At 65.7% G+C, this 23,724-nt stretch carries 21 protein-coding genes; 2 read left to right on the top strand and 19 right to left on the bottom strand.

Annotated features, from left to right (window positions below; genetic code table 11):
* Nucleotides 1-16: 16 nt before the first annotated feature.
* From AC1DEK_RS06960 to AC1DEK_RS06900, 13 genes are all read right to left on the bottom strand, one after another.
* Nucleotides 17-367, bottom strand: a complete 351-nt coding sequence (locus AC1DEK_RS06960; RefSeq protein WP_478124482.1) for a 2Fe-2S iron-sulfur cluster binding domain-containing protein — start codon at nt 365-367, stop codon at nt 17-19.
* Nucleotides 368-380: 13 nt separating this feature from the next.
* Nucleotides 381-1,439: a 2Fe-2S iron-sulfur cluster-binding protein gene (locus AC1DEK_RS06955; protein WP_478124481.1), complete on the bottom strand. Its 1,059-nt coding sequence runs from the start codon at nt 1,437-1,439 to the stop codon at nt 381-383.
* Between the two features lie 18 nt (nt 1,440-1,457).
* On the bottom strand, nt 1,458-1,820 hold the full coding sequence (locus AC1DEK_RS06950) for a phenol hydroxylase subunit P4 (RefSeq protein ID WP_478124480.1): 363 nt from the start codon (nt 1,818-1,820) through the stop codon (nt 1,458-1,460).
* A gap of 97 nt (nt 1,821-1,917) precedes the next feature.
* Complete coding sequence (locus AC1DEK_RS06945) at nt 1,918-3,498, bottom strand: aromatic/alkene/methane monooxygenase hydroxylase/oxygenase subunit alpha (protein ID WP_478124479.1); 1,581 nt, start codon at nt 3,496-3,498, stop codon at nt 1,918-1,920.
* A gap of 47 nt (nt 3,499-3,545) precedes the next feature.
* Complete coding sequence (locus AC1DEK_RS06940) at nt 3,546-3,842, bottom strand: MmoB/DmpM family protein (protein WP_478124478.1); 297 nt, start codon at nt 3,840-3,842, stop codon at nt 3,546-3,548.
* Between the two features lie 34 nt (nt 3,843-3,876).
* A complete protein-coding gene (locus AC1DEK_RS06935; protein WP_478124477.1) occupies nt 3,877-4,881 on the bottom strand; it encodes an aromatic/alkene monooxygenase hydroxylase subunit beta in 1,005 nt (334 codons plus the stop codon).
* A 42-nt stretch (nt 4,882-4,923) separates the two neighbouring features.
* A complete protein-coding gene (locus AC1DEK_RS06930) occupies nt 4,924-5,193 on the bottom strand; it encodes a phenol hydroxylase subunit (RefSeq protein ID WP_478124476.1) in 270 nt (89 codons plus the stop codon).
* A 224-nt stretch (nt 5,194-5,417) separates the two neighbouring features.
* Entirely contained in the window at nt 5,418-7,127 is a 1,710-nt protein-coding gene (locus tag AC1DEK_RS06925; RefSeq protein ID WP_478124475.1) for a sigma 54-interacting transcriptional regulator, read from the bottom strand.
* Nucleotides 7,128-7,290: 163 nt separating this feature from the next.
* Entirely contained in the window at nt 7,291-8,193 is a 903-nt protein-coding gene (fdhD, locus tag AC1DEK_RS06920) for a formate dehydrogenase accessory sulfurtransferase FdhD (RefSeq protein WP_478124474.1), read from the bottom strand.
* 37 nt (nt 8,194-8,230) lie between these two features.
* A complete protein-coding gene (locus AC1DEK_RS06915; RefSeq protein ID WP_478124473.1) occupies nt 8,231-9,187 on the bottom strand; it encodes a LysR substrate-binding domain-containing protein in 957 nt (318 codons plus the stop codon).
* 84 nt (nt 9,188-9,271) lie between these two features.
* On the bottom strand, nt 9,272-9,829 hold the full coding sequence (locus AC1DEK_RS06910; protein ID WP_478124472.1) for a hypothetical protein: 558 nt from the start codon (nt 9,827-9,829) through the stop codon (nt 9,272-9,274).
* A gap of 30 nt (nt 9,830-9,859) precedes the next feature.
* On the bottom strand, nt 9,860-10,576 hold the full coding sequence (locus AC1DEK_RS06905) for a Vgb family protein (RefSeq protein ID WP_478124471.1): 717 nt from the start codon (nt 10,574-10,576) through the stop codon (nt 9,860-9,862).
* A gap of 45 nt (nt 10,577-10,621) precedes the next feature.
* Nucleotides 10,622-11,842, bottom strand: a complete 1,221-nt coding sequence (locus AC1DEK_RS06900) for a helix-turn-helix domain-containing protein (RefSeq protein ID WP_478124470.1) — start codon at nt 11,840-11,842, stop codon at nt 10,622-10,624.
* A gap of 63 nt (nt 11,843-11,905) precedes the next feature.
* Between AC1DEK_RS06900 and AC1DEK_RS06895 the strand changes: the two genes are divergently transcribed.
* A complete protein-coding gene (locus tag AC1DEK_RS06895) occupies nt 11,906-12,793 on the top strand; it encodes an ion transporter (RefSeq protein ID WP_478124469.1) in 888 nt (295 codons plus the stop codon).
* Between the two features lie 112 nt (nt 12,794-12,905).
* Nucleotides 12,906-13,808 (top strand): aspartyl/asparaginyl beta-hydroxylase domain-containing protein, encoded by a 903-nt coding sequence (locus AC1DEK_RS06890; protein ID WP_478124468.1) that lies wholly within the window; start codon nt 12,906-12,908, stop codon nt 13,806-13,808.
* On the opposite strand, the gene AC1DEK_RS06885 is transcribed toward AC1DEK_RS06890, so the two are convergent.
* The 6 genes from AC1DEK_RS06885 to AC1DEK_RS06860 all read right to left on the bottom strand — a co-directional run bounded on the left by AC1DEK_RS06885 (nt 13,798) and on the right by AC1DEK_RS06860 (nt 23,712).
* Nucleotides 13,798-14,436: a UdgX family uracil-DNA binding protein gene (locus tag AC1DEK_RS06885; RefSeq protein ID WP_478124467.1), complete on the bottom strand. Its 639-nt coding sequence runs from the start codon at nt 14,434-14,436 to the stop codon at nt 13,798-13,800. The two genes, AC1DEK_RS06890 and AC1DEK_RS06885, sit on opposite strands and share 11 nt — an antisense overlap.
* On the bottom strand, nt 14,433-16,658 hold the full coding sequence (locus tag AC1DEK_RS06880; protein ID WP_478124466.1) for a molybdopterin cofactor-binding domain-containing protein: 2,226 nt from the start codon (nt 16,656-16,658) through the stop codon (nt 14,433-14,435). Before AC1DEK_RS06880 ends, AC1DEK_RS06885 begins: the two co-directional genes overlap by 4 nt.
* Nucleotides 16,659-16,671: 13 nt before the next feature.
* Nucleotides 16,672-17,649, bottom strand: coding sequence for an FAD binding domain-containing protein (locus AC1DEK_RS06875; RefSeq protein WP_478124465.1), 978 nt, complete (start codon nt 17,647-17,649; stop codon nt 16,672-16,674).
* The gene (locus tag AC1DEK_RS06870) at nt 17,646-18,296 is read right to left on the bottom strand and encodes a 2Fe-2S iron-sulfur cluster-binding protein (protein WP_478124464.1); all 651 of its coding nucleotides are present in this window, start codon (nt 18,294-18,296) and stop codon (nt 17,646-17,648) included. Before AC1DEK_RS06870 ends, AC1DEK_RS06875 begins: the two co-directional genes overlap by 4 nt.
* A 100-nt stretch (nt 18,297-18,396) precedes the next feature.
* Nucleotides 18,397-22,527, bottom strand: coding sequence for a CheR family methyltransferase (locus tag AC1DEK_RS06865; protein ID WP_478124463.1), 4,131 nt, complete (start codon nt 22,525-22,527; stop codon nt 18,397-18,399).
* Between the two features lie 378 nt (nt 22,528-22,905).
* Complete coding sequence (locus AC1DEK_RS06860) at nt 22,906-23,712, bottom strand: oxidoreductase (RefSeq protein WP_478124462.1); 807 nt, start codon at nt 23,710-23,712, stop codon at nt 22,906-22,908.
* Nucleotides 23,713-23,724: the final 12 nt, after the last annotated feature.

Below are 23,724 nucleotides of genomic sequence, written 5' to 3'. Positions count from 1 at the left end.
GTTGGTGATGGAAAGTTCAGGTGGGGGAACGGGAATCGGATGGCGATGGCATCGACGCCGCCAGGCGCCGCTCGATGCAGCGCGCCAGCTTCTCGACGGCGCGCAGGGCCAGATCGCTCTGCGGGTAGGCGCGGCAGGCCAGCACGTAGCCCTGCTCTTCTTCTTCGACGCTGACGTGGCAACGGCTCATGCGCTCGCGGCGCACGGCGCCGGACTCGATGCGCACCTTGCACACGCCGCAGCCGCCGCCGCGGCAGCCGACGGGAATGCCCTTGCGGCCGAGCTGCTCCATGCCGCCGAGCAGGGTCTGGTCGGCGCGGCAGCTGTAGCGCTCGTGGGTGTTGCCGATGGCGACACGGAAGCTCATGGCCGACTCCACGTCACAGCGCCTTGAACAGCGGGCTGCGCGGCGCCGCGGACGCCGCGTCGGCGACTGTGAAGAACTTCTCGGTGTAGATGTCGCGCTCGAACAATCGGCCCTGCATCAGCGTGGCGATGCAGGCCTCGGTCATCGGGGGCGGACCGCACAGGTAGGCCTTGTGGCCTCGGAAGTCGTTCGCGAAATGGGCCTTGAGCGCTTCATGCGCGAAGCCACGCGCACCAAGCCAGTGGCTGTCGGCCGGCAGGTGCGACAGCACGGGCACGTACGTGAAATTGGGGTGCTGCTCGGCGAGCCGCTCGAACAGCTCGCGAAAGTACAGCTCCTCGGTGCTGCGCGCGCCCTGCACCAGCGTGATCGGCAAGGTGCAGCCTTCGGCGAGCAGGTCCAGCACCATCGACTTCGGGCTCGACAAGCCCGAGCCGCCGGCCACGAAGATCATCGGCAGCCCTGCCGACTTGCGCACGAAGAAGCGGCCGTTGGGCCCGGTGAAGCGAAGGCGCTGGCCCACCTGCAGCTCGTCATGCAGCCAGCCCGTGGCGCGGCCGTGGGGCACGCGGCGGATGTGCAACTCGACAAGCTCATCGTCGGGTGCGTTGGCGATCGAGAAGGCGCGTGCGCCTTCCACGCCCGGCACGTGCAGCATCACGTACTGGCCAGCCTGGAACGGGGCCGGCCGTTCGGTGCGTAGCCACAGGCCGCGGATGGTGGGCGTGAGCATGCGCGCCTCGACCAGCTCGGCGTCGAAGTCTTCCAGCGGCAGGAACCGCGCGTCGGGGTCTTCATCGATCTCGGCCTCGATGACCAGGTCGGCCTGCGCCATCGCGCAGCACGCGAGGATCTTGCCGTCGTCGCGCTCGAAGTCCATGAGCGCGAAGTTGGAGGCGTCGCCGTGCTCGCATTCGCCTTCGAGCACCTGCACCTTGCAGGTGCCGCACACGCCGTGGCCGCAAGCGTGGGGCAGCCACACGCCGGCGCGCAGGCAGGCGTCCAGCACGGTCTGTCCGTCGCGCACCGCCACGGCTTGGCCGAGCGGCTCGATCATGATCTGGAAGCTCATGGCAAGGCCCTCCCGTGCTCAGCTGAACGAACCGCCGATGCCCGTGAGCCCGGGCGTGCGAAACCGCAGCGCCGACTTGTGGACCAGGCCGTTGTCGGCCAGCGACTTCGATGCGTCGGGCGTGAAGGGCTTGCCGGAGTCGAGCCACTCGGCGCGCGACCAGTCGATCCGGCCGAAATCAGGGTGGCTGCCGTACACGCCGGGCAGCACGTCGCTGACGAGCGCGCCGAAGGGCATGGCCGCAGGCAGCGGCAGGCACACGGGGGAGCAGAAAAGCAGGTGGTCGTCCCAACCGATGTAGAGCAGGCGGTTGCCGTGGAAGCGGTCTTCGCTGTCCATGACGGTGCCGGTATAGCCGGGGGCGAGTGCAACAACAGACATGTCGGTCTCCTTTTTTGGGGTGAGCGCCACTCGCGCCGTGCGTGGGGCACAGCGTGAGCGCGGGAACGTTGAAGGGGTGGACGCGGGGCCTGGGTGCTCAAGCCACCTTGGGCTCGGCCGCCGACAGGTCCTGTCCAGTCCAGCGTTCCCAGTTGGCCTTGTCGGGCGAGGTGTTGAACTCGCCGTTGTCGGCGCCGGCGTTGACGTGGTAGTAGTCGAGCACGGCCGCCAGCGGGTTGAAGCCTTCCACCGTCGGGTCGGTGCCCTCGGGGAAGCAGTTGCCCTGGTAGATCTGGTGCACCGGCAGCCAGGCCTGCACGTACTTCTCGGGCTCGCCGTCGAACACGTCCTTGCAGCCGTCGGAGCAGAAGTGGTACTTCATGCCGTGGTAGCTGCTCTCGCGGTAGCAGATCTTGGTGGGGTCGTCGGGCTCGGTGAAGGCCATCGGGATCTGGCAGGTCTGGCACAGCATGGGCAGCGTGTTGTTGAACCAGCGCTTGCCCTGCTTTTCCTGCTCGGCCAGCCATTCGAAGCGCGGGCGGTACAGGCTGTCGAAGGTCTCGGGGTACTTCTCGGCCAGCCAGGCCATCTCGTCCGGCTTGGGTACCCAGACGTTGAAGTTGGCCGCATGGCCGTAGTTGTTGAAGATGGCCCAGGCCTCGTGCGAGATGCGGCTCTTTTCCTTCGAGGCGACCTCGTGGTACTTGGGCATGCGGATGCCGTAGCGCGCAAGGTCCTCGAACAGCGCACCGCCGTTCTTCTCGAAGTACATCTCCCACGCTTCGGACCAGCTCATCACGCGCTTGGGCAGCATGTAGTCCATCATCATCGCGACCAGCGTGAGCAGGCGGTAGCCGCGCCAGAACCACTTGTCGACCCACTTCTGCACGATGGGCACGTTGTCCGGATCCTGCTCGAGGATGAACTTCACCACCTCCAGGCCCAGCGTCATGTGGCGCGACTCGTCGCTTTGCGCCGAGAAACCGAAGGTGACGGTGGCCATGTCGCCGTTGTAGGCCGCGCCGCTCATGAAGGGCATGAACAGCAGGTTGGTCAGGACGTACTCGAACGAGAACGAGATGGCGGTGATGAACTCGAACGGCCCCGCGCTCATCGCGTCTTCGAAGTAGCTCTTAGGCACCGACAGGTACCACACGCGGTCGTGCATGTGCTGCGGGTCGTGCAGGCCGTTGAAGTACTTGTTGAAGTGGCTGATGGTGTGGAACTGCGTCTGCGCGTGGCGCAGTTCGTCGATCGACTGCATCTGGCAGGCCACACGCGCGCCCACGCCGCGCAGCGAACGCCCCGCCATCGCGTAGCCGCGGTGCGCAGCGTACTCCAGCGGCGAGACGCCGGTGAGAAACAGCTTGAGCGTGTTCAGGTAGCGCGGATCGCTGATGTTGAACTGACCGTTGTTCTGCTGGAACGCATCGATGATGGCGTAGAGCTTCTTCTCCTTCTCTCCCTGGAATTTCCAGTAGGCGTCCATCGTGAGGCGGAACGGGTCCTCCCACTTGTCCCAGTCGTGGATCCTGATGCCCTCGAACTTGTCGAACGGGAACACGTCGTCCATCGACTGGTACGTGGTCTCCCAGCCGAGGCCGCGCGTCATCATGGCGTAGCGTTCCTTCAGGCCGAGGCGTGGGGTCGTGGGGGTCTTTGCTGCTTGGGTGGTCATGGCGTTGTCCTTGGGATCGTGGTCCAGAGATGGCAGGCGGCGTCCGCTCATGCGCCCCAGTGGAGGGTGAATTCGTCGTCGGTCTCTTCGATGCTTCCGGACAGCGAGATCAGGCTCAGGTGAAGCTCCTGCAGATCCCAGCGGCGGCCGACGAGCGCTTCGACGCTGTCGCGGCGGATCACGAGGCGCCCCGGTGCATCGATCTTCACCATCGCGGGGTACTCGGTGACGGTGGCCTCGGGGTTGTCGGCCACGATGGCTTCGACGATCGAGCGCGCGGCCTCGCCGGTCTGCAGCGCGATGAAGACGGGCGGTCGGGACACTTCGGCGGTGGCGGTGGTCATGGGATGGTCTCCTTGGTTCTCGAGGTGTGATCGTTCAGGCGGCCGCGCCCGTGCGTACCAGCCGGGCCACGCGCGCGTCGAGCGCGGTGTGCAGCGTCTTCAGCACCTCGGCGCCCTGCGCACCCAGGGCCAGCGCGGCCAGCGGCGCCAGCGCCTGCACGGCCTGGTTGCGCCAGCCCGCGTACCACTGCGCGAGCAGCTCGGCGTTGGCGGGCGATTCCTCGGCGGCGGTCTTCAGCGTGGCGTCGACCCAGCGCACGTTCTCGTCGAACCACTCGTTCATGAACTCGGTCAGCATCGCCAGCGCGTTGCCGGTGGCGGCGCTGTGCGCGTTCACGTAGTGACGGTAGATCAACGGGTACAGCAGGCCGTCGAGCACGAGGTTCTGGGCCACGAACACCTCGAACCAGTCCTTGGTGACGAACAGGTTTTCCATGAGGCGGCGCACGCCCTGCCAGGCTGGGTGCGCGAGCCAGGCTTGCTTGCCGGCGTCCAGTGCGCGGCCCGAGTTGCCGTCGATCTGCAGGCCGACGCGCGAGAGGTACTGCGCGATGCCCAGGCGGTCCATGGCCGCGTAGATGAAGGGCTGCGTGATGGCCGTGCCGTAGCCGTAGCCGCAGCAGTAGCTGTGATTCATGTTGGCGCCCCACTCGTAGTGGCGCAGCGGCACCAGCACCTGCTGCAGCGACTCGCGCACGCCCGCATCGGCCTGGGCCAGCAGCTGGCGCTTCTCGGCGAACTCGAACTGGCGGTCGGCGCCTTCCTGCTGGCGTGCGCGCGTCATGGTGTACACGCCGTAGTAGTAGTGGCGCGGGTCTTTGAAGCTGTACCAGTCGGCCATCACGAGGGCCGTGCGGCGCTTGTCGTACAGCGCGTGCTGCGGGTCCCACAGCGGCCGGTAGTGGAAGTTGGCCGTGGGCTGCATGTCCAGCGTGGCCTCCTGGTAGCGCGAAGCCGGCTTGTCGCCGAGCCGCCGCGCCACATGCGAGAAGGTCTGCCGGATCGGCCGGATGTCCGAGGTCTTGATGTCGACTTGCACGGGGTGTCTCCTTGGTTGTCGCGGGAAAGAAATTCGGGGTCGTCAGTGGTCGATGCCGGGCGCGCCGAAGCGCCACTTCATGCGCTCGAAGTCCAGGCGCGCGCCCTCTTCGGTGCTCAGGTGGCGTACCTCGTGGCGCGCGCAGAACTCGCGGAACTGGTCGAACTGCAGCACCAGCTCCACGGCCAGCTCGGGGTCGCCGATGGCGAACTCGAACTCCACGAAGCGGGCGTTGCGCGTGCCGGTGACGCGCACGAAACACGGCTGGCCGGTCATCTGTCCGGCGCTGCCGCTGCGGGAGTCGGACTGCATCGAGGGCATCACTTGTTCAATCCATCAACAGGTGGACGGCACCAGCGCCGCCCGGCCTGATAAGGGCAACGGACGTGCCAGCGTGGCTAAGTGATTGATTTGCATGGGCCCGCTGCGCCTGCGGGCCCGAAGCACCGGGAAGTCCCGGATGCTGGTTTGATCATTTGCTGCAGTGCAGCTTGATCAAATGGTGAAAACCGGAAAACGCGGCCGCCTGCGTCCGCTCAAGACGTCGGCAGGCCTTCCTTCTTGAGCCGGTAGGCCAGCTGCGGGCGCGTGATGCCCAAGATGCGCGCGGCCTGCGACAGGTTGCCCTTGGCACGCTGCATCGCGGTCTGCATGAGGCGCTGCTCGAGCGAGGCAATGTCGATGTTCTGCTCGAGCACGCGCTGGCACAGCGCATCGAGCTCGCTCGCGTCGGCACCTGAAGCAGCGGCCCCCGTCGCGACCTTGCCGCTGGCGTCGAGCTGATTGCCGGGCATCACGCCCGACGGTTGCATCCACAGGTGGCAGGCCTCGATGTCGCCGTGATCGGGCGCCAGCAGCACCGCGCGCTCGACCACGTTCTCGAGTTCGCGGATGTTGCCGGGCCAGGCATGCTTTTGCACGTCGAGCGCGGCCTTGTCGGTGAGGCCGCGCAGCTTCTTGCCGTACAGCGCGCTGTACTTCTCGACGAAGCGCGCCACGAGCGCCGGAATGTCGGCGGTACGCTCGCGCAGCGGCGGAATCTGGATCGGGAAGGTGTTGAGCCGGTAGAACAGGTCGGTGCGGAACTTGCCCGCCTGCATGGCCTGCTGCAGGTTGACGTTGGTGGCCGCCACGATGCGCACGTCGACCGTGGTCGGCTGCTCGGCGCCCAGGCGCTCGACCTCGCCGGTCTGTAGCACGCGCAGCAGCTTGACCTGCGCGGCCAGCGGCAGGTCACCCACCTCGTCCAGGAACAGGGTGCCGCCGTGGGCGCGCTCGAAGCGCCCGGCGCGCGCGTGGTGGGCGCCGGTGTAGGCGCCCTTCTCCACGCCGAACAGCTCGGCCTCGATCAGGTCGGCAGGAATCGCCGCGCAGTTGACGGCAATGAAGGGTTGCTTGCCGCGGGGCCCATTGTCATGCAGCCAGCGGGCGAACACCTCCTTGCCGACGCCGGTCTCGCCGAGCAGCAACACGGTGATTGCGCTGTCGACCGCGCTGCGCATGAGGTCGAAAGCGGCACGGAAGCCCGGCGACACACCGACCAGCTTCTGGTCGTACTCGCGGCGCGGCTGCAAGCGGCGCAGGTGCTGCAGGCCGAGGTTGAAGTCGATGAGTTTCTCGGCCACATGGTGCTGGCGGAAGTACTCGAGGTAGTGTTCGTCGTTCCACTCCTCGGCCGGATGGCCGACGATGCGGCAACGGCTGTCGCCCATGCTGGTGCATTCGACTTCCTTGAACACCACGAGCCGCCCCATGAAGGCGGTGGTGTAGCCTGAGGCGTAGCCGATCTGCGACCAGCACTGCGGGTCTTCCCCGTAGCCGAAGTCGGCCACGTGGGCCTCGCATTCCCAGGAGTTCTCCCAGAGGAATTCGCCATAGAAGTGCTTGGTGGCCACATCCAGGTCGAGCTGCACCTTCTGCACCGAGACGATGCCCTCGATGGAATGCAGGCGCGGCCCGAGCATGAACGCGTCTTCGGCGCGCATGCCGGCGCGGCGCTCGCGCACGGCCACCTCGCCGTCACGCAGGCCCGAAGCAAAGCCCATGCGCACCAGCAGGCCGCGCGCGCGCTCGATGCCCAGCGAGTCGAGCAGTTCGCGACGCAGTTCAGCGAAGGCCCGGGCATGCATGAGCAGCATGCGCTGCTCGTCCAGCCAGATATGGCCCGAGCCGGCGCTGAAGCGCAGGAGAGAAAGAAGTTCTCCCACCGTGTCCCCTTTACTTGTCTGGAATCGTTCCTGCCGCATTCTCCCGCAAGGACGCAACGTCAAGGTCGGGACAGTCCCGGACGCCAGATCGAAAGCCGTCTAGGTAGGGTCGCGACCGGCTTACGTGCGCCACGAGCTGCACGACATCGAGCCCAAAGTCGTCGATCAGGCGCGCGGCAAACGGACAGCTCGTTCGTCTGCCCTAACGAGCAATGCCCGGACCTCCGAAGCCGTCCGGGCGGTCTCCATCGGCGAGACCGAATTCCAGTCGATCGGCGTGGCAATAGACGACAAGGTCCTGCTTCCGCGCGAAGCCGACCAGGGTCATGCCCATGCGCTGCGCAGTCGCAACGGCGAATGAGGTCGGCGCGGAGACGGCGGCCAGAAGCGAAACCCCCGCCAGCGCCGCCTTCTGCACCATCTCGAAACTGGCACGACTTGTGACCGCGATGAATCCGCTAGAGGCGTCGACTTGGTTCGCAGCCAGCGCACCAATCAGTTTGTCGAGCGCGTTGTGCCGCCCGACATCCTCGCGCAGCCATCGCACCTGGCCATCGGCCGAACACCAGGCCGCCGCATGAACAGCGCCCGTCACATGCTGCAGATCCTGCAACTCGCCCAGCTTCGACATCGCCCGGCTCACTGCCTCGCGCCGCCATGGCAGGCCGACGGGCGACAGCACACGAAGGTTGTGCGTGACATGCGCGAGGCTCTCGGTGCCGCAAAGGCCGCAGCCGGTGCGGCCCGTCAACGATCTCCGGCGCTCTTTCAAGCGCGCGAAGGGTCCGCTCGCCACCTGCAGGTGGAGCGTGATGCCCATTTCAGAACGTTCCTCGTCGACGGCGAAGAGTTCGCGCGGTGCGCCGAGAATGCCTTCGCTGAGCGAGAACCCCAAGGCGAAGTCCTCCAGATCGAGTGGCGTGGCGAGCATCACCGCGTGCGAGATGCCGTTGTATTCGAGCGCCACCGGCACTTCATCAGCGACCCAATCCTGCGCCGTGAACTCGCGCCCGGCGCGCACGCCCCGCACAGGCACGCAGACAGCACCTTGGCAGACGACAGGCGCGTCTTTCGCGGGTTGGGCTGAGTTGGGCTCGTCAGTCATGCGCATGCTCACCGTGACGCATGCACCATCCTAACGCTCAAGCGGATTCGCGGCTGCCGAGCGATCCTGCGTGCAGCGCCACCTCGCCAAGCCAGATCGGCTCGGCGGCAAAAGACAGGGCGGCCTGCAGCGTGCGTGAGGGCCGGTTGGTCTCATGCACCATGAATGCGATCGGCACCTCGACGTGCGGGTCCTTCAGCGGCAGCGCTTCGAGGTCGTCATAGCCTTGCACCGCATCGACCAGTGCGCCCGGCATCACGCTGCACACGCGTCCGGCCCGAACGCTCAGGGCCAACGCGAGAATCGAATTCGTCTCGATGACAGGCTTGGGCCGCGCGCCGAACTGCGCGAACGCGCGGTCCACGATGGTGCGGTTGTGCATCTCCGAACTCAGCAAGCACAGCGGCAGCTTGGCAGCCTCGGCCCAAGTGGTCGCAGGCCCCATCCGCAGACCCTCGCCTTTCAGGCTCTCGCATTTGCGCAGCAGAAAATAATGCTCCACATACTGCGGCAGGACCCGTATCGTCGAATGGTTGTTGCCGATGCGCTCTGTGTAGCCCAGCCCGAGGTCCAGTGCCATGCTTTCAAGGCCCGTTTCGAGCTCGACGGAACTCATCGAGCGCAGCGTCGGCACGATGCCCGCATGGCGGTCCTGCAGCATGGCGACGAACCTCGCCGCGATCGGCATTGCAGTCGGTACTGCGCCGATCAACAGATTGCCCGTGGGATCACCCGCTCCGCTGTGCAGATCCTGCTGCAGCATTTCATATTCCCGCAGGATCGTGCGGCCGGTGGCGAGGATCCGCTCGCCCTCGACGGTGAACCCGGCAAAGCTGCGGCCCCGCTTCACGATCGAAGTGCCGAAGTTCTCTTCGAGCGCCCTGATGGCATTGGAAAGGGCCGGTTGCGTCACGCTGCAAGCGAGCGCAGCGCGACCGAAGTGACGATGATCGTCGAGGGCAACCAGATACTTGAGCGAGACGAAAAGGTTCATGCGGCAGGATTCGTGCGGATCTTCTTTGGATCCTGAATCTACTTGCGAACGGGCCCTGCGCCATCCGCAACTGCCCGGACCGCGTCAAGCTTTGCGCCTTGTCCGTGCGGCATCGAGTCCCCGGCACACGCCTGCGGCGATCAGGCCGGTGACGGCAAGCATGGCAGCCGTGTGAACACCGATCGCCGCGAGAGCCAGCATGAGCGAGTCAGAGGCGGTGATTCTGTGCGTGGCCGCATCTCCGATGCAGATCGGGATCAGCGCCGGCACCAGCATCAGGCCTGCCCCATGGGCGGTGGCCATCATGAATGACCAGAGCGCCAGACCGGCGTGCCCCGCGGGCGCCCGCGCCATTCTCGGCATGCGGCCCGACAGGTGGACGATCGTCCCAACGACGAGCAGTCCGCCCAGCCACACTTGCAGCACCGTGCGATCCATTGACAGGCCCCATGCGACCGCACCAGCGACCAGCGCGATCGACATGAGGTGCCCGATGGCGATTGGCACCAGCGCCCGCAGAGCCTGCGCCCTGTTGCGGGAACGCACGCCCCACGCCGCTGCAAACATCCAGCCGGTCGCGGGGTTGAGCCCGTGGAGCGCGCCGACGCCCGCGACGACCAGCCAAGGCCAGAGGCTTTCCATGGCGCATGCGCGATGTCTGCGCGCACCCGCTCAGGAGCTCGCAGGACAGCACGATCCCGGCTTGTCCGCATCGGGCTGCTCGGCTTTCGGGCGCCGCACGGCGCGGACTTTTCCACTCGAACCGCCGCCGCAATAGAAGAGATCGGCACCATCCGATTCGAGCCCGCTGACGCCGACGCCGGCCGGCATTTCCAGCCTTTCGAGCACGGCGCCGTCGGCCGGGTCGATCCGGCGGATCTCGCTCTCGTCCCCTTCCCAGGTGCCGTGCCACAGCTCGCCGTCGACCCAGGTCACGCCGGTCACGAAGCGGTTGCATTCGATGGTGCGCTGGACCTTGCCCGTCTCGGGATCGATCTGGTGAATCTTGCGATCGCGGTATGCGCCGACCCAGAGGCTGCCTTCGGCCCAGGTCAGCCCCGAGTCGTACCCCTGGCCTGGCGCGGGGATCGACGACACGATCTTGCCGGTGGCCGGATCGATCTTGTCGATGCGCTTTTCGGCGATCTGATAGAGGTATGTGCCGTCGAACGCGGTGCCGGCGTCACAGGCGTGGTCGAGCGTCTGCGTGGTTTGGCCGCTTTCCGGGTCGAAGGCAACCAGCCGGGCGCCCGTGGCGGCCCAGACGCGGTGGCCGTCGTGCGTCACGCCCGCGACCGTGCTCGCGCCGTCGAAGGGGCCGTATTCGCGCACGATCTCGGCCGCGCGCGACTTGGCGCGGGGTCTGCTCCTGATTGTCTGTCCGCTCATATCGAGTTCCTCGTGATGCGCCGGGTTTGGCGCGACAGGGCAACTCTATTCAATCGGCAGCGCAGCGGGGAGTAACAAGATCGTCGTGAAACTCGCGAGCGGCGGCGACAGCCAGCGACGAGCCCGCGCCTGGCCGATCGAACGCACCCTTTCGGCGGCCTCGAGCTCGGCAAGCGCACGCTGAACGGTGCGTTGACTGGCGCCCAGGGCCAGCGCCAGGGCCGAAGTCGACCAGGCCGCGCCATCGGACAGCAATGCAACCACCGACGCCTGATCGCCATCGATGGGCGGCGCCAGCACGACTACAGGGCGCTCACCTCGCGGCCTGAGCACGAAGCCCCGGGCGGTGGCCTCGATGTGCGCCAGTTCCGTGACAAGCGCCCGCAAGCGCCCGATTTCGACCCGCAGCCGGGCCCGGTGGGTCTCGTTGGGGTGGCGGGTGCGAAAAGCGCTGGCGATCAAGGCTTCCCGGTCGACGTCGCCGGGCCATGCCGCAGCGAGCGCACGCGCCAGGGTGAACAGCACAGGCCGGCGTGCCAGCGGCCGCCATGCGTCGCCGACCTGCAGGCCGCGACGGCAGGCGTCGACGACCAATGCGTCCGATGCCAGGAGCGCCGCGACTTCATCGAGCCGCAGCATCTGCTCGCCTTCCGCCGAAAGCCGCCGGGCGGCGGGCCGGTCGAGCGCGGCCTGCGCCTCTTCCACCTCGGCCAGAAGCGCCGGCACGCGCGCCTGAGTGGCCAGGGCATGCGCACGGGCAAGGGCTTCTCGCGCAGGGCCGACGCGCAGCGAACGCAGGGCCAGTTCGGCCGCCGTCAGCTCTGCCACTGCCGCCAGCGACGGCGCGAAGCCTTTCGCGTCGATGCTTTCCAGCGCGGCAGCGGCTTCATCGAGCCGTCCGAGCAGCAGCAGCCGGCGCGCCGCGATCAGTCTGGCCTGCAATGCGTTGGTGCGATCGGCGTGCGCATCGAGGGTGGCCGCCGCAGCTGCCAGAGAACGCGTCGAGCCACCGAAATCGCGCATCGCCAGCGCCACTTCGGCTTCAGCGACCACGCAACGTGCACGCGCCAGCACTTCGTGGCTGCCGAAGGCGCGGGCGGCGCGGCGCAACAGCTCGCGAGCGCGTGGATGCTCGCCGAGCTGCGCCATGGCGATGCCGCGCAAGGCGAGCGCCGGCGGATCGTCGCGCAGCGCAATGCGCTTGAGCGCACCGAGTGCATCTCCGGCTGCAAGGGCGCGCCCCGAGGCGGCGATCAAGGAGTCCATGTAGGAAGAAAAAAGAGCGGCGCGCGGATTATGCAGACGAGCGAATGGCATACGATCCCGCGCATGTCGACAGAACCCCTCCCGCGCCCTCCCGAAACGAAGTTCGGCAGGCCGGACCACGGCTGGCGACTGGCCACCTACACCATCATCTTCGAAGCCGATACGCGGGCGGGACGTCGCTTCGACCTGGCGCTGATCGCGGTGATCCTGGCGAGTGTCGCCGTAGTCATGCTCGACAGCGTCGCTTCGATCCACGACAAGTACGAGAGCTTGCTCGACGCGCTCGAGTGGGCCTTCACGATCGCGCTGACGATCGAATACGTGGCGCGCCTGCTTTGCGTGCGTCGCCCGCTGCGCTATGCGCGAAGCGCGTTCGGCATCATCGACCTGCTGGCGCTCCTGCCCACCTATGTGGCCATCTTGGTGCCCGGCGCGAACGCGCTCATCGACGTCCGCCTGCTGCGGCTGCTGCGGATCTTCCGGATCCTCAAGCTCACCGAGTACGTGGCCGAGTTCGGCGCACTGGGGCGCGCGCTCGCCTTGTCGAGGCGAAAGATCCTCGTCTTCATGGCGTTCGTCATGCTGGTGGTCGTCATCATGGGCACGCTCATGTACATCGTCGAAGGGCCGGAGCATGGGTTCACCAGCATTCCGACGGGTGTGTACTGGGCCATCACCACCTTGACCACGGTCGGCTTCGGCGACATCGCGCCGCACACGGACGTCGGGCGGTTCATCGCATCGATGATGATGCTGCTCGGATGGGGCACGCTGGCCGTGCCGACCGGCATCGTGAGCGCCGAACTCACCTCGCAGCGCATGCATCACGAGCCCACCACGCGCACCTGCCACGAGTGCCTGAGCGAAGGGCACGCGCCCGAGGCCCGGTTTTGCAGCGACTGCGGCGCCCCACTGCCGCCCTGGCAGCGTCAGTCGGGGGCAGGTGGCTGAGGGCACAGCACCCGCGCGTCAGAACATTCCTACGCCATCCGGCGCACGAAGAGACTATCTTGCGCAACCAGAACAGGAGATTGCTCTTACTGCCCACAGCCGGTACGTCACGATGTTCAAAGCGCTTGTCGTGTGCTTATTCCTGGCGTCGATCATTTACGTGCATTTGCGCGGAAGCGAGCGCCACCGGTTCCGCAAGCAATTGTTCGACCATTCCGCGTTCCTGGCGCCGCTGAACGTGATGCTCTATACGCTGTCGCGGGTGCCGACCAAGCCCTACATCAGCGTCGATGAGTTCGAGGGACTGCGCGAACTCGAAAAGCACTGGGAGACGATCCGCGACGAAGCCGAGGCCCTTGCCGCATTGCGCCGCATCAAGGCTTCGGAGAAGAACGATGACGCGGGGTTCAACTCGTTCTTCAAGCATGGCTGGAAGCGCTTTTATCTCAAGTGGTATGAAGAATCGCCGCCCTCCGCCGCGCTCTATTGCCCCCGCACGGTCGAACTGCTGCAGCGCGTGCCTTGCATCAAGGGCGCGCTGTTTGCCGAGCTCCCTCCGGGCTCCGAACTGAAGCGCCATCGCGATCCGTATGCCGGGTCGCTGCGGTATCACCTGGGGCTGTCGACGCCTAACGACGATCGCTGCCGGATATGGGTCGACGGGGAACCCTATAGCTGGCGCGATGGCGCGGGCGTGGTGTTCGACGAGACCTTCATCCACTGGGTGCGCAACGACACCGACCGATCACGGCTGATCCTGCTGTGCGACGTGGAGCGGCCTTTGCGCTTTCGCTGGGCAGAGGCGCTGAATCGCGCGTTCGCACGCCACGTGATGACGGCCGCGGCGTCGCCCAACGATTCGGGCGACCGCACCGGGCTGATCAGCAAGCTCTTCTACGTCTCGCTCGTGACCGGGCGCCTTCGCCGCCGGTTCAAGTCGTGGAACCCGATGGTCTACACCTTCACGCGCTATGGCTTGATGGTGCTCGTGGCTGCGGTCCTGATCAGGTGGTGACCTTCGGCGCGATCAGGCTCGAAGCCATCGAAAGATCCTTCAGCCAGGCCGCCCAGGCTTCTTCGCGCTGCGACGGATCGCCGCGCAGCAGCGCCGACGGATGCAGCGTGACGAGCACGCGGCGCCCTGCCGGGTCGGCTTGCCAGCTACCGCGCTCCCGCAAGACCGCAACCGGGCGCTGCAGAAGCGCGCGCGCTGCCGTGCCGCCCAGCGCAAGAAAGGCTTTGGGTCGCACCAGCTCGATCTCATCCTCCAGCCAATGCCGGCAAGCATCGATCTCGCGCTGGGCTGGCGTCTTGTGCATCCGGCGCTTGCCGCGCAGCTCGTACTTGAAGTGCTTGACGGCGTTGGTGACGTAGAGCTTTTCGCGGCGCCATCCGAGTTCGGCAGCGGCGCGGTCGAAGAGCTTCCCGGCCGGCCCGATGAAGGGCCTTCCCGCCAGGTCTTCCTTGTCGCCCGGCACTTCGCCCACGACCATCAGAACGGCCCGCAGCGGCCCCTCGCCGACCACGGATTGCGTCGCCAGCGCGCCCAGAGGGCACTCGCGACAGGCGTTGGTCGCCTCGCGCAGCGCCTCGATGCCGCGCGGACTGTGCGCCACAGCATCGGATGCGGACGCACGCGTCATGATCTTTCGAGACCGGCCAGCACTTTGTCGAGCGTCAGCGGGTAGTCGCGAATGCGAACGCCGCAAGCGTTGTAGACGGCATTGGCGACCGCCGCGCCCGCCCCGCAGATGCCCAGTTCGCCCACGCCCTTGATCTTGAGCGGGTTGGCCTTGTCGTCGACTTCGGGCAGGAAATAAGCCTCGACGCGCGGAATGTCGGCATGGGTCGGGACGTGGTATTCGGCCAGGTCGTGATTGACGAAGAACCCGTAGCGCGGGTCGAGGGCGGCCTCTTCATGCAGCGCATTGCCCACGCCCCAGATCATGGCGCCGATGGCCTGGCTGGTCGCGGTCTTCTGATTCAGGATGCGGCCAGCGGCAAAGACGCCGAGCATCCTGCGCAGACGAATCTCTCCGGTGTCCATGTCGACCGAGACTTCGGCGAAGTGCGCGCCATAAGCCTGCTGCGAATACTTCTTCGTCATGTCGCCGGGCTTGATTTCTCCGTCTGCCTGCAATCCCAGCGTGCCGGCGACGGCACCGATCGGCTCCGAGCGTCCCGCTGCGATCACTTTGCCGTTCTCGAAGCGCGCCTCCGTGGCGGCGACGTTCATGCGACGCGCCAGTTTCTGTCGCAGGTTCATGCAGGCGTCGTAGAGCCCCGATCCGGCGCTCGCGGCGCCGAAGGAGCCGCCCGAGCCGGGCGTTTCCGGAAAATCGCTGTCGCCAAGCTGCATGCGCACCATGCGCACGGGCAGGCCCATCATTTCGGCGGCAATCTGCGACAGCACGGTGTAGCTGCCGGTACCGATGTCGGTCATCGCCATGCGCACGGTCAGCTGGCCGTCCTTGTCCAGATAGAGCGTGCATTTGGAGTCCCGCAAGAAGTTGCCGCGTGTGGACGCCGACATGCCGATGCCGATCCATGAGCGGCCCTCTCGCCGCGAGGCCGGAACGGCTTTGCGCTGACTCCAGCCGAAGCGCCCGGCCCCTTCCTGCATGCAGCGCACGAGTTGCCGCGTCGAATACGGTACGTTCTTTTCCGGGTCCATCTTCGGCTCATTGCGGATGCGCAATTCGATCGGGTCCATGCGCAATGCCTCGGCCAGCTCATCCATGGCACCTTCGAGAGCGAGCATGCCCACGGCTTCGCCCGGCGCGCGGGTTGAATCGGAAACGGGCAAGTCGAGCTTGGCCGAGCGGTGTGCACTCATGCGATTGGGCGCCGCGTAGAGCGACCGGGTCTGCGCGCTCGCGCTCTCGTAGAAGTTGTCGAAGCGCGCACTGTGCGACCAAGTCTCATGCCCGATCGCGATGAGTTGCCCTTGGGGGGTAGCCCCGAGCCGCACGCGCTGGATGGTCTGGCTGCGGTGTGTGGCGAGGTGAAACATCTGCTGGCGCGTCATCGCCGTCTTGACGGGACGATCGAGCTGCCGGGCGGCCATGGCCGACAGCATGACGTCGCCATAGACAGGGAGCTTGCCGCCGAAGCCGCCCCCGATGTAGCGGCTCACAACGCGCACCTTGTCGGGCGGGATCTGCAGCGTGGCCGCGACCGCCTTCTTCGCGCTGACAAGAAGCTGCGCCGAGCAATGCACGGTCAGGTTGCCGTCTGTCCAGTAGGCAAGCGTCGCGTGCGGCTCCATCTGCGCGTGGATGTAGTGCGGTGTGGTGTAGGTGGCGTCGATCTTGACGGGAGCGTCCGCGAAACCGAGAGCGAAGTCGCCGACCGCGCTGTCGGCCTTCTTCTCGGCGGTGTCGGCGGGTTTCAGTGCCTTGTTCTTGTCGAGCAAGAAGTCGCCCCGGCTGGTGTCGTAGCGGACGCGGACCAGACCGGCCGCAGCGCGCGCCTGCTCGAAGCTTTCCGCAACGACGAAGGCGACGGGCTCGCCGTAGTAGCGAAGCCGATCGCTCGCGAGCTGGGGCGATGACCTGCCATAGCGGTCCTGAGCTTCCACAGGACCCCAGGGTGCCTGTGCAGGCGCATTGCGGTGCGTGTAGACGAGCAGCACGCCGGGTGCGCGCTCAGCGGCCGATGTGTCGATGTCGGCCACACGGCCGAAAGCCAAGGACTCGACGATATAGCCGTAGGCCGCGCGCTTGCCCCCGTCTTGCACCTCATAGGCATACGGTGCCGTGCCCGTCACCTTGAGCCTGCCGTCGACGCGGTCGATCGGCTTGCCAATCAATCCCTCGCGGTTGTCGTCGATCGGATTGGTAGCGGAAGGTGCGGTCATCTCCACGATCTGCTCTCCTTCAGGCGCTGGCTTCGGCGGCGACCGCGGCCAATGTGCGACGCGCCAGCGGAATCTTGAAATCGTTGTGCCCGAAGCCGCGCGCGCCTTGCAGCATCTGGTCGGCGGCACGGTTCCAGCTCGCCTCGTTCGCGTTGGCGCCGGTCAGCGATGCTTCCGCCGACTCGACACGCCAGGGCTTGTGCGCCAACCCGCCCATGGCGAAGCGAGCCGTCCGGACCCGTCCGCCGTTCGCATCCACAATGGCGGCCACTGAAACCAGCGCAAAAGCATAGGACGCGCGATCGCGCACTTTTCGGTAGACGTGATGCCCGCCAACGGGCGCCGGCAGTGTCACGGCGATGATCATTTCGCCGGGCGCGAGGTTCGTATCCCGTTGCGGCTCATTGCCGGGCAGCCGATGAAAGTCGGCAATCGGAATGACCCGCCGGCCGCCGCTGGAAGAGATCGTCTCCACCTTGGCATCGAGCACCCGCATCGCAACGGCCATGTCCGACGGGTGCGTCGCGATGCATTGCTCGCTGGTGCCGAGCACCGCATTCATGCGGTTGTAGCCGCCGATGGCCGAGCAGCCCGATCCGGCCAGCCGCTTGTTGCAAGGCTTGGAGGTGTCATAGAAGTAGTTGCAACGCGTGCGCTGCAGCAGGTTGCCGCCGGTCGTCGCCTTGTTGCGCAACTGCCCCGATGCGCCCGCCAGCAGCGCACGACTCAAGACCGCATAGTCGCGCCGCACGCGCGGATCGGCCGCCAAGTCGGCATTGCGCACCATCGCTCCGATGCGCAACCCGCCGTCGGGGGTCGTATCGACCGTCTCAAGCCCGAGTCTGTTGATGTCGACCAGATGCACCGGCGTCTCGATCTGTAGCTTCATCAAGTCGAGAAGATTGGTGCCGCCGGCAATGAACTTCGCGCCCGGCTTCGCAGCAGCCGCGGCGGCGGCAGCGGGCGACGCGGCGCGTTCATAGGTGAACGCCTTCACGAGCGGCTCCTTGCAACTTCCTTGATCGCCGCGACGATGTTCGGATAGGCGCTGCATCGGCAAAGATTTCCGCTCATGCGCTCACGGATCTCTTCGTCGGCCAACGTGACCGGCGCGCCGAGATCGCGCGTGACATGACTGGGCATGCCCCGGTCGGCTTCCCCGAGCATGCCGATGGCCGAACAGATCTGACCCGGCGTGCAGTAGCCGCACTGGAAGCCGTCGTGCGCCAGAAAGGCTTGCTGCACCGGGTGAAGCCGGTCGCCATCGGCAAGCCCTTCGACGGTGGTGATGCGCTGGCCGTCGTGCATGACCACGAGCGAGAGGCACGAATTGATGCGGCGCCCTTCGACAAGCACGGTGCAAGCACCGCACTGGCCGTGGTCACAGCCCTTCTTGGTGCCGGTCATGCCGAGGTTTTCGCGCAAGGCGTCCAGCAGCGTCTTGCGCGTGTCGACTTCGAGGCGATGCGCAGTCCCATTGACTTCCACTTGGACGGCGGCGTGTTGCGGTGCAAGATCGACTTGCTCGCCGCGATCGATGGTGGCCGGCTGGGCGCTTGCATGATTGCCCGCGCGCAACGCCACCAGGGCCGCGCCGGTCTGGAACAGCGAGCGGCGCGACATTGCCCAGGCGGGATCGTCCATATTGGCTCCTGACAGCTAGAGCGCAGGTATGCCGCCGCACGAAGTCCGCGTTGATCAGGCTCCATGCCGACGGCATGTAGTCCGCGACTGTCCTCCCGCGCTAGACCTTCTGGAGTGCGGTCTTGATGTCTTCGATGCTCGCGGGCTTGGCCACATGAGCGTTGAAGCCCGCCTCCAGCGCGCGTCGGGCATCCGCGCGGCGTCCGAAGCCGGACATTGCGATGGCGATCATCCGGCTGGTTTCCGGCCGCCGCCGAACCTCCGCGACGAACTGATAGCCATCCATTTCGGGCATGCCCAGGTCCGAGATGAGCACGTCGTAGCTGTTCGCCGAGAGCAGGTCCAGCCCCGCCCTGGCGCTGTCGGCGACGTCCACGTAGGCGCCTTCGAGGCGAAGCACTTCGGCGAACGGAAGCAGGCTTTCGGCGTGGTCGTCGACCGCAAGCACCCGAAGCTTCCTGAAATCGACCTCGGCAGACTCCACCGCCGGTGCGGGCGCCACGACCGACCCATGCATCGGCAGCCACACACTGAACCGCGCGCCCTGCCCGATGCCCTCCGAGGCCACTTCGACGCGTCCGCCGTGGGCGCGCGCAAGCTCCTCGACCAGCGCCAGGCCGATGCCCAGACCGCCGTTGCGGGCATTCGCGTCGACGTCGGCCTGGTTGAACATGCCGAACACGCGCGGCAGGTCCTCCTTGGCGATCCCGCAGCCGCTGTCGGCCACGGTGATCCTGACCTGCTCGTTCTCTTCTTCGGCGGACACCGAGATGCGGCCGCCATCGGGCGTGAACTTGACCGCGTTGCTCAGCAGGTTCCAGACGATCTGCTCGATGCGCACGCGATCGCCCACGCATGCGATGCTCGGCGCACATTTCACGTCGAGCACGAAGCGCTTGCTCGGCACTTCCCGCGTCGCGGCGGTTGCCAGCGTCTGGATCAATTCGCTCAGATCCACCGCCACGCGCTTGAGCCGCAGCTTGCCCGTCCTGATGCGCGAGAGGTCCAGCAAGTCGTTGATGATTCGCGTCTGGCTCGCCACCGCCCGCTTGATGGTGTCGCCGATCGACTTGACCTTGGGATGCTGTTCCGCCGCCGGCAGGCGCGTCAACAGCTCGACGTTCATCTGGATGAGGTTCAGCGGCTGCTTCAGCTCGTGCGACATCACGGCCAGGAACCTGTCCTTGAGCTCGTTGGCCATCTGCGCCGTCAGGCTCGCCTTCTTTTCCTTGAAGATGCGCTGCTCCTGGGCGAGCTCCTGCCGCTTGGAGCCGGTCATGTCGCGCGCGATCTTGGCAAAGCCGCCGCCGGAGGCGCTGTCGAGCGGGGTCATCACGCCGCTGCAGAAGAAGCGGCTGCCGTCCTTGCGGCGGTGCCAGCGCTCGTCCTCCGACCGCCCTGTTTCGGCGGCGATGCGCATTTCGCGCTCGGGCACGCCGCTGGCCTGGTCCTCGGGTGTGAAGATGCGGCCGATGGGCTGGCCCAGCATCTCCTGTTCCTCATAGCCGAAAGTGCGCTCGGCGCCGGCATTCCACGTTGCGATGATTCCTTGCGAGTCGGTGGTGATGATCGCGAAATCGCGCGTGGTCGCCGCCACCACTTTCAGGCGTTCTTCGCCTTCTCTTGCGCGTTCCTCAGCCCTTCGAAGTTCGGTGACGTCGAAGAAATTGAGGATCGCGCCTTCGATCCGGTCTTCTGCCGTGCGGTAGGGCAGGATCTTCGCCAGGTAGTGGTGCCCTTCCGCGCCCGTCACATACCGTTCGGTGATTCGCAGATCCCTGAAGGCGGACGCCGTGTCTTCGGCCAGTTGCGGGTAGTCCAGCTGGCTGGTGATGTCGAACAGCGAGCGCCCCAGATCGGTGGGGATCAGGTTAAACAGCTTGCTCGCATGAGGCGTGTAGCGCTTTACCCGCATGCCGCGGTCGACGAACACGGTGGCGATCTCCGACGAGGCGATGAGATTCTGCAAGTCGTCATTGATATGCCCCCGTTCCTCGACCTTGACCTTGAGCTCGTAGTTGACGGTGACGAGCTCCTCGTTCATTGACTGCAGTTCTTCCTTGCTCGTTTCGAGTTCTTCGGTGGCGGAACGCAGCTCCTCGTTGATGGCCTGCAGCTCCTCGTTCGAAGCCTTCAGTTCTTCCGTCGATGTTTCGGAGCCTTCGATGGTGTCCTGCAAATCCAACTTGAGCTGCTGGATCTCCTCTTCGAGCTGCTTGATCAACTGCGCGCGCGCGAGGTCCGGCGGCTCTCCATCCGCGGGCCGCATGCTTTCCTCGACCTCGTCGAAGACCACCAAGGTCAGCGGAGCCCCGCTCCAGTCGGGCGGCAACGGGCGGACGATGATGTTCAGGTAGACCTGCCGACCGTCCTGCTTGCGTTGTGCAACGCGCGTCTCGACGCTGCGGTTGGCCTGCGCGGCCTTGAACAAGGCCGTGCGCAATTCGAGCCGAAGATCCTCGCGGACATTGACCAGCAGGTTGTCGGAGGGCTCACCGCTCGGACGTTCCAGGTAGCGCCCCACGCCGTTGGAGAGGTGCAAGACCATGTGGTCCTTGTCGATCAACACGCTAGGTGGTGCGTATTGCTCCAGCGCACGCTGGTGAAGCGCCGTGAAACTGGGGCGCTCGGCGTTGCGCACGGCCTGCTTCGCCGTCGATGCGCTTGGCAGTCCGCTGTCCGCTGGCGAATCGCCGATCAGTGCCACCTGGCGCCGCGGCGCAGCGCCGGGATTGCCGCGAAAGATGCGGTTTTTCTTGTCGATCGAAACAAAGAGTTCGCCCGCCGCCTCGGTCGACTCCGACGAGCCAAGGAAGAGAACACCCTCCGGGTTGAGCGATGCCCGAAAAAGCTCGAGCACGCGCGCTTGGGCGCTGCGATCGAGATAGATGAGCAGGTTGCGGCAGCAGATCAGATCCAATCGCGAAAACGGCGGGTCGCGCAACAGGTTATGGACCGCGAAGAGCACCGGCTCTCGAACCGCCTTGGCGACGCGGTATTGGTCCTGTTCCTTGGTAAAGAACTGCCTCAGACGCGCCGCGGACATGTCTTCGACGATGCCCTCCGCATAGAGGCCCTTGCGCGCGACATTGATTGCCCGCTCGTCGATGTCGGTGGCAAAGATCTGGGTGTCGAGCTGCTTCGATTGCGCGTCGAGTTGTTCGTGCAGCAAGATGCTGAGCGAATAGGCCTCCTCGCCGGTCGCGCACCCGGCCACCCACACGCGCAATTGTTCGCCCGCCGCCTTCCGCTCTATGAGCTGCGGGATCACCTCTTGCTGCAACGCCTCGAAAGGCTCGCGGTCGCGGAAGAAGTTGGTCACGCTGATCAACATGTCCTGAAGCAGGGGACCGGCTTCCTCGGCGTGTTCCTGCAGATAGTGCTGGTAAGCGGGCAGGGTGGACAGCCGATTCACCTGCATTCGCCGCTCGATGCGCCGCAGTACGGTCGCGCGCTTGTAGTGCCGGAAATCGTGCCGGGTGTAGGTCCGCAGCAGGCCCATGATTTCGCGCAGGGCGGCCCCCGCCCTTCGGTTCGTTTCGTCGTCGGAGGGCTCGTTGATGTTCGGCGAGACCCATCGCACGTCGGGCAGCTGGATCTTGCGGGCATTGCTCCACAGCTCCATCAGCCGCTCGCCCATGTTCCCCGCCGGCAAGACGAAATCCACCATGCCCGTTGCGATGGCGGCGCGCGGCATGCCGTCGTGCAGCGCGTCTTCAGGCAACTGCGCGACGGTGATGCCTCCCATTTCCTTGACGCGCGTGAGGCCGACGGCACCATCGCTTCCGGTTCCCGACATGACGATGCAGATCGCCCTTTCCCGGTGAACCTGCGCCAAGGTGCGAAAGAAGATATCGATTGCCACGTGCGGCCCGGCGGCCCGTTGGCGATGCGCCACGCGAAGATGGCCGTCGTCCATCGTGAGGTCCACGCCCGGCGGGATGACATAGACGTGATTGGCCTCGATCCGCATCGGCTGCTTGACCTGCACGACCTTCATCTGCGTTGCGCGCTGAAGAATTTCCGCAGCACTGCTTTCGTGCTCCGGCGACAGGTGAAAAATCGTAACGAAAGCCATGCCGGAGTCGGCGGGGACATGCTCTAAAAAGCTGAGAAGCGCTTCCAGCCCGCCCGCCGAGGCGCCGATGCCGATCACGGGAAAGCTGAGCGAACTCGGCGTGAGCTCGTCGGCCTCCGGCGCAAGGGCGGAATCAAGGAGAGGCTTGGTCATGGATGTTTCGGCTCGAACTCAGCGTGAACCATGATGATGGCCCAATTCCAGACGCTTGGCGACATGCCGGAGCGGGGGTCTAGAAAGAGAATAAGGTCTGGCGATGTCCCGCGTCATCGAGAACTCTGCGCAGTGATGTGCGTCGACTATCACCTCCCATGAGATCAGCTTGCTTCTTCGGCCACGCGCGCGTTCGCAAGCGTGGTCTGCCAGGGGTTGCCCGGCACAGTGGGCGTCGCGCGTGGACTGCACCATGCGCTAGGCGCTAGCGGCGCACGCGTTGGGCGGCTATCGCGTGCAGGGCAAGAGCATTGAACAAGAACGGAGACGCTCAGACATTCACGAAGTTATGAATCTTCCTGGTGGCTGCATGCAATCTCAGGCGAGCCCGAGCGTTTTTCTGAGGCTGGAATCGACGGGACCGGCAGGCATGAAGCGGCGCAGCTTGCTCAACAGGGACGCCTGTCCGGGCGGAGTGCAACGCATACGCCACGGGCCAAGCGCCGCTTCGACGATCGTGCTTGCCACGCCATCGGGTTCGGGAGCACCGCTGACCGTGTCGGCGAAAGAGCGCGATACGAGCTCGCGCTCGCGTTCGTAGTCAGAGATCCTTGACTTTGCGCGGGGCGAATTGGCTTCCAGATTGGTCCTCGTGTAAGCGGGTTGGACCAGCGTGACGCGGATGCCGAACTGGCGTACCTCATGATCCAGAGTTTCGGACAGTCCCTCCACGGCATGCTTCGAAGCCGAATAGAGTCCCATGTACGGGGCCGGAAGAAAGCCGAGCACCGAACTGACATTGACGATCCTCCCGCGACGCTGTGCGCGCATGTGGGGGAGCACTCCCTGTGTCGTTCGCAGGATGCCGAGCACGTTTGTGTCAAACAACGTTGCCGCCTCGGTGATCGCAGTTTCCTCCACCGCGCCGATCATGGTCACTCCCGCGTTGTTGACGAGCACGTCGATGCGCGTAGTCTGGCCGATGATTGATCGGATGCCCGATTGAACGGAAGCTTCGTCGCGAACATCCATCTCGACAAGATGGAGGCCGGCAACTCGGGGAGCTTTCGTGATGTCGCGCACGGTGCCGAATACCTGGCAACCGCGCTTGACGAACTTCTCTGCAGCGACGCGTCCGATACCTGATGACACGCCGGTAACCACGACAACTGTCGAATTCGACATTGCAGTCCTTTC

The organism is Variovorax sp. 10N420 (assembly GCF_056394705.1).
The sequence above is the reverse complement of the archived record's forward strand: the minus strand, read 5'-3'. Positions and strand labels throughout refer to the sequence as shown.

Coding starts and splice junctions, on each gene's coding strand:
- AC1DEK_RS06960 (WP_478124482.1), bottom strand. CDS start 367: ATGAGCTTCCGTGTCGCCATCGGCAACACCCACGAGCGCTACAGCTGC.
- AC1DEK_RS06955 (WP_478124481.1), bottom strand. CDS start 1,439: ATGAGCTTCCAGATCATGATCGAGCCGCTCGGCCAAGCCGTGGCGGTG.
- AC1DEK_RS06950 (WP_478124480.1), bottom strand. CDS start 1,820: ATGTCTGTTGTTGCACTCGCCCCCGGCTATACCGGCACCGTCATGGAC.
- AC1DEK_RS06945 (WP_478124479.1), bottom strand. CDS start 3,498: ATGACCACCCAAGCAGCAAAGACCCCCACGACCCCACGCCTCGGCCTG.
- AC1DEK_RS06940 (WP_478124478.1), bottom strand. CDS start 3,842: ATGACCACCGCCACCGCCGAAGTGTCCCGACCGCCCGTCTTCATCGCG.
- AC1DEK_RS06930 (WP_478124476.1), bottom strand. CDS start 5,193: ATGCAGTCCGACTCCCGCAGCGGCAGCGCCGGACAGATGACCGGCCAG.
- AC1DEK_RS06925 (WP_478124475.1), bottom strand. CDS start 7,127: ATGCGGCAGGAACGATTCCAGACAAGTAAAGGGGACACGGTGGGAGAA.
- fdhD (WP_478124474.1), bottom strand. CDS start 8,193: ATGACTGACGAGCCCAACTCAGCCCAACCCGCGAAAGACGCGCCTGTC.
- AC1DEK_RS06915 (WP_478124473.1), bottom strand. CDS start 9,187: ATGAACCTTTTCGTCTCGCTCAAGTATCTGGTTGCCCTCGACGATCAT.
- AC1DEK_RS06910 (WP_478124472.1), bottom strand. CDS start 9,829: ATGGAAAGCCTCTGGCCTTGGCTGGTCGTCGCGGGCGTCGGCGCGCTC.
- AC1DEK_RS06905 (WP_478124471.1), bottom strand. CDS start 10,576: ATGAGCGGACAGACAATCAGGAGCAGACCCCGCGCCAAGTCGCGCGCG.
- AC1DEK_RS06900 (WP_478124470.1), bottom strand. CDS start 11,842: ATGGACTCCTTGATCGCCGCCTCGGGGCGCGCCCTTGCAGCCGGAGAT.
- AC1DEK_RS06895 (WP_478124469.1), top strand. CDS start 11,906: ATGTCGACAGAACCCCTCCCGCGCCCTCCCGAAACGAAGTTCGGCAGG.
- AC1DEK_RS06890 (WP_478124468.1), top strand. CDS start 12,906: ATGTTCAAAGCGCTTGTCGTGTGCTTATTCCTGGCGTCGATCATTTAC.
- AC1DEK_RS06885 (WP_478124467.1), bottom strand. CDS start 14,436: ATGACGCGTGCGTCCGCATCCGATGCTGTGGCGCACAGTCCGCGCGGC.
- AC1DEK_RS06870 (WP_478124464.1), bottom strand. CDS start 18,296: ATGGACGATCCCGCCTGGGCAATGTCGCGCCGCTCGCTGTTCCAGACC.
- AC1DEK_RS06865 (WP_478124463.1), bottom strand. CDS start 22,527: ATGACCAAGCCTCTCCTTGATTCCGCCCTTGCGCCGGAGGCCGACGAG.
- AC1DEK_RS06860 (WP_478124462.1), bottom strand. CDS start 23,712: ATGTCGAATTCGACAGTTGTCGTGGTTACCGGCGTGTCATCAGGTATC.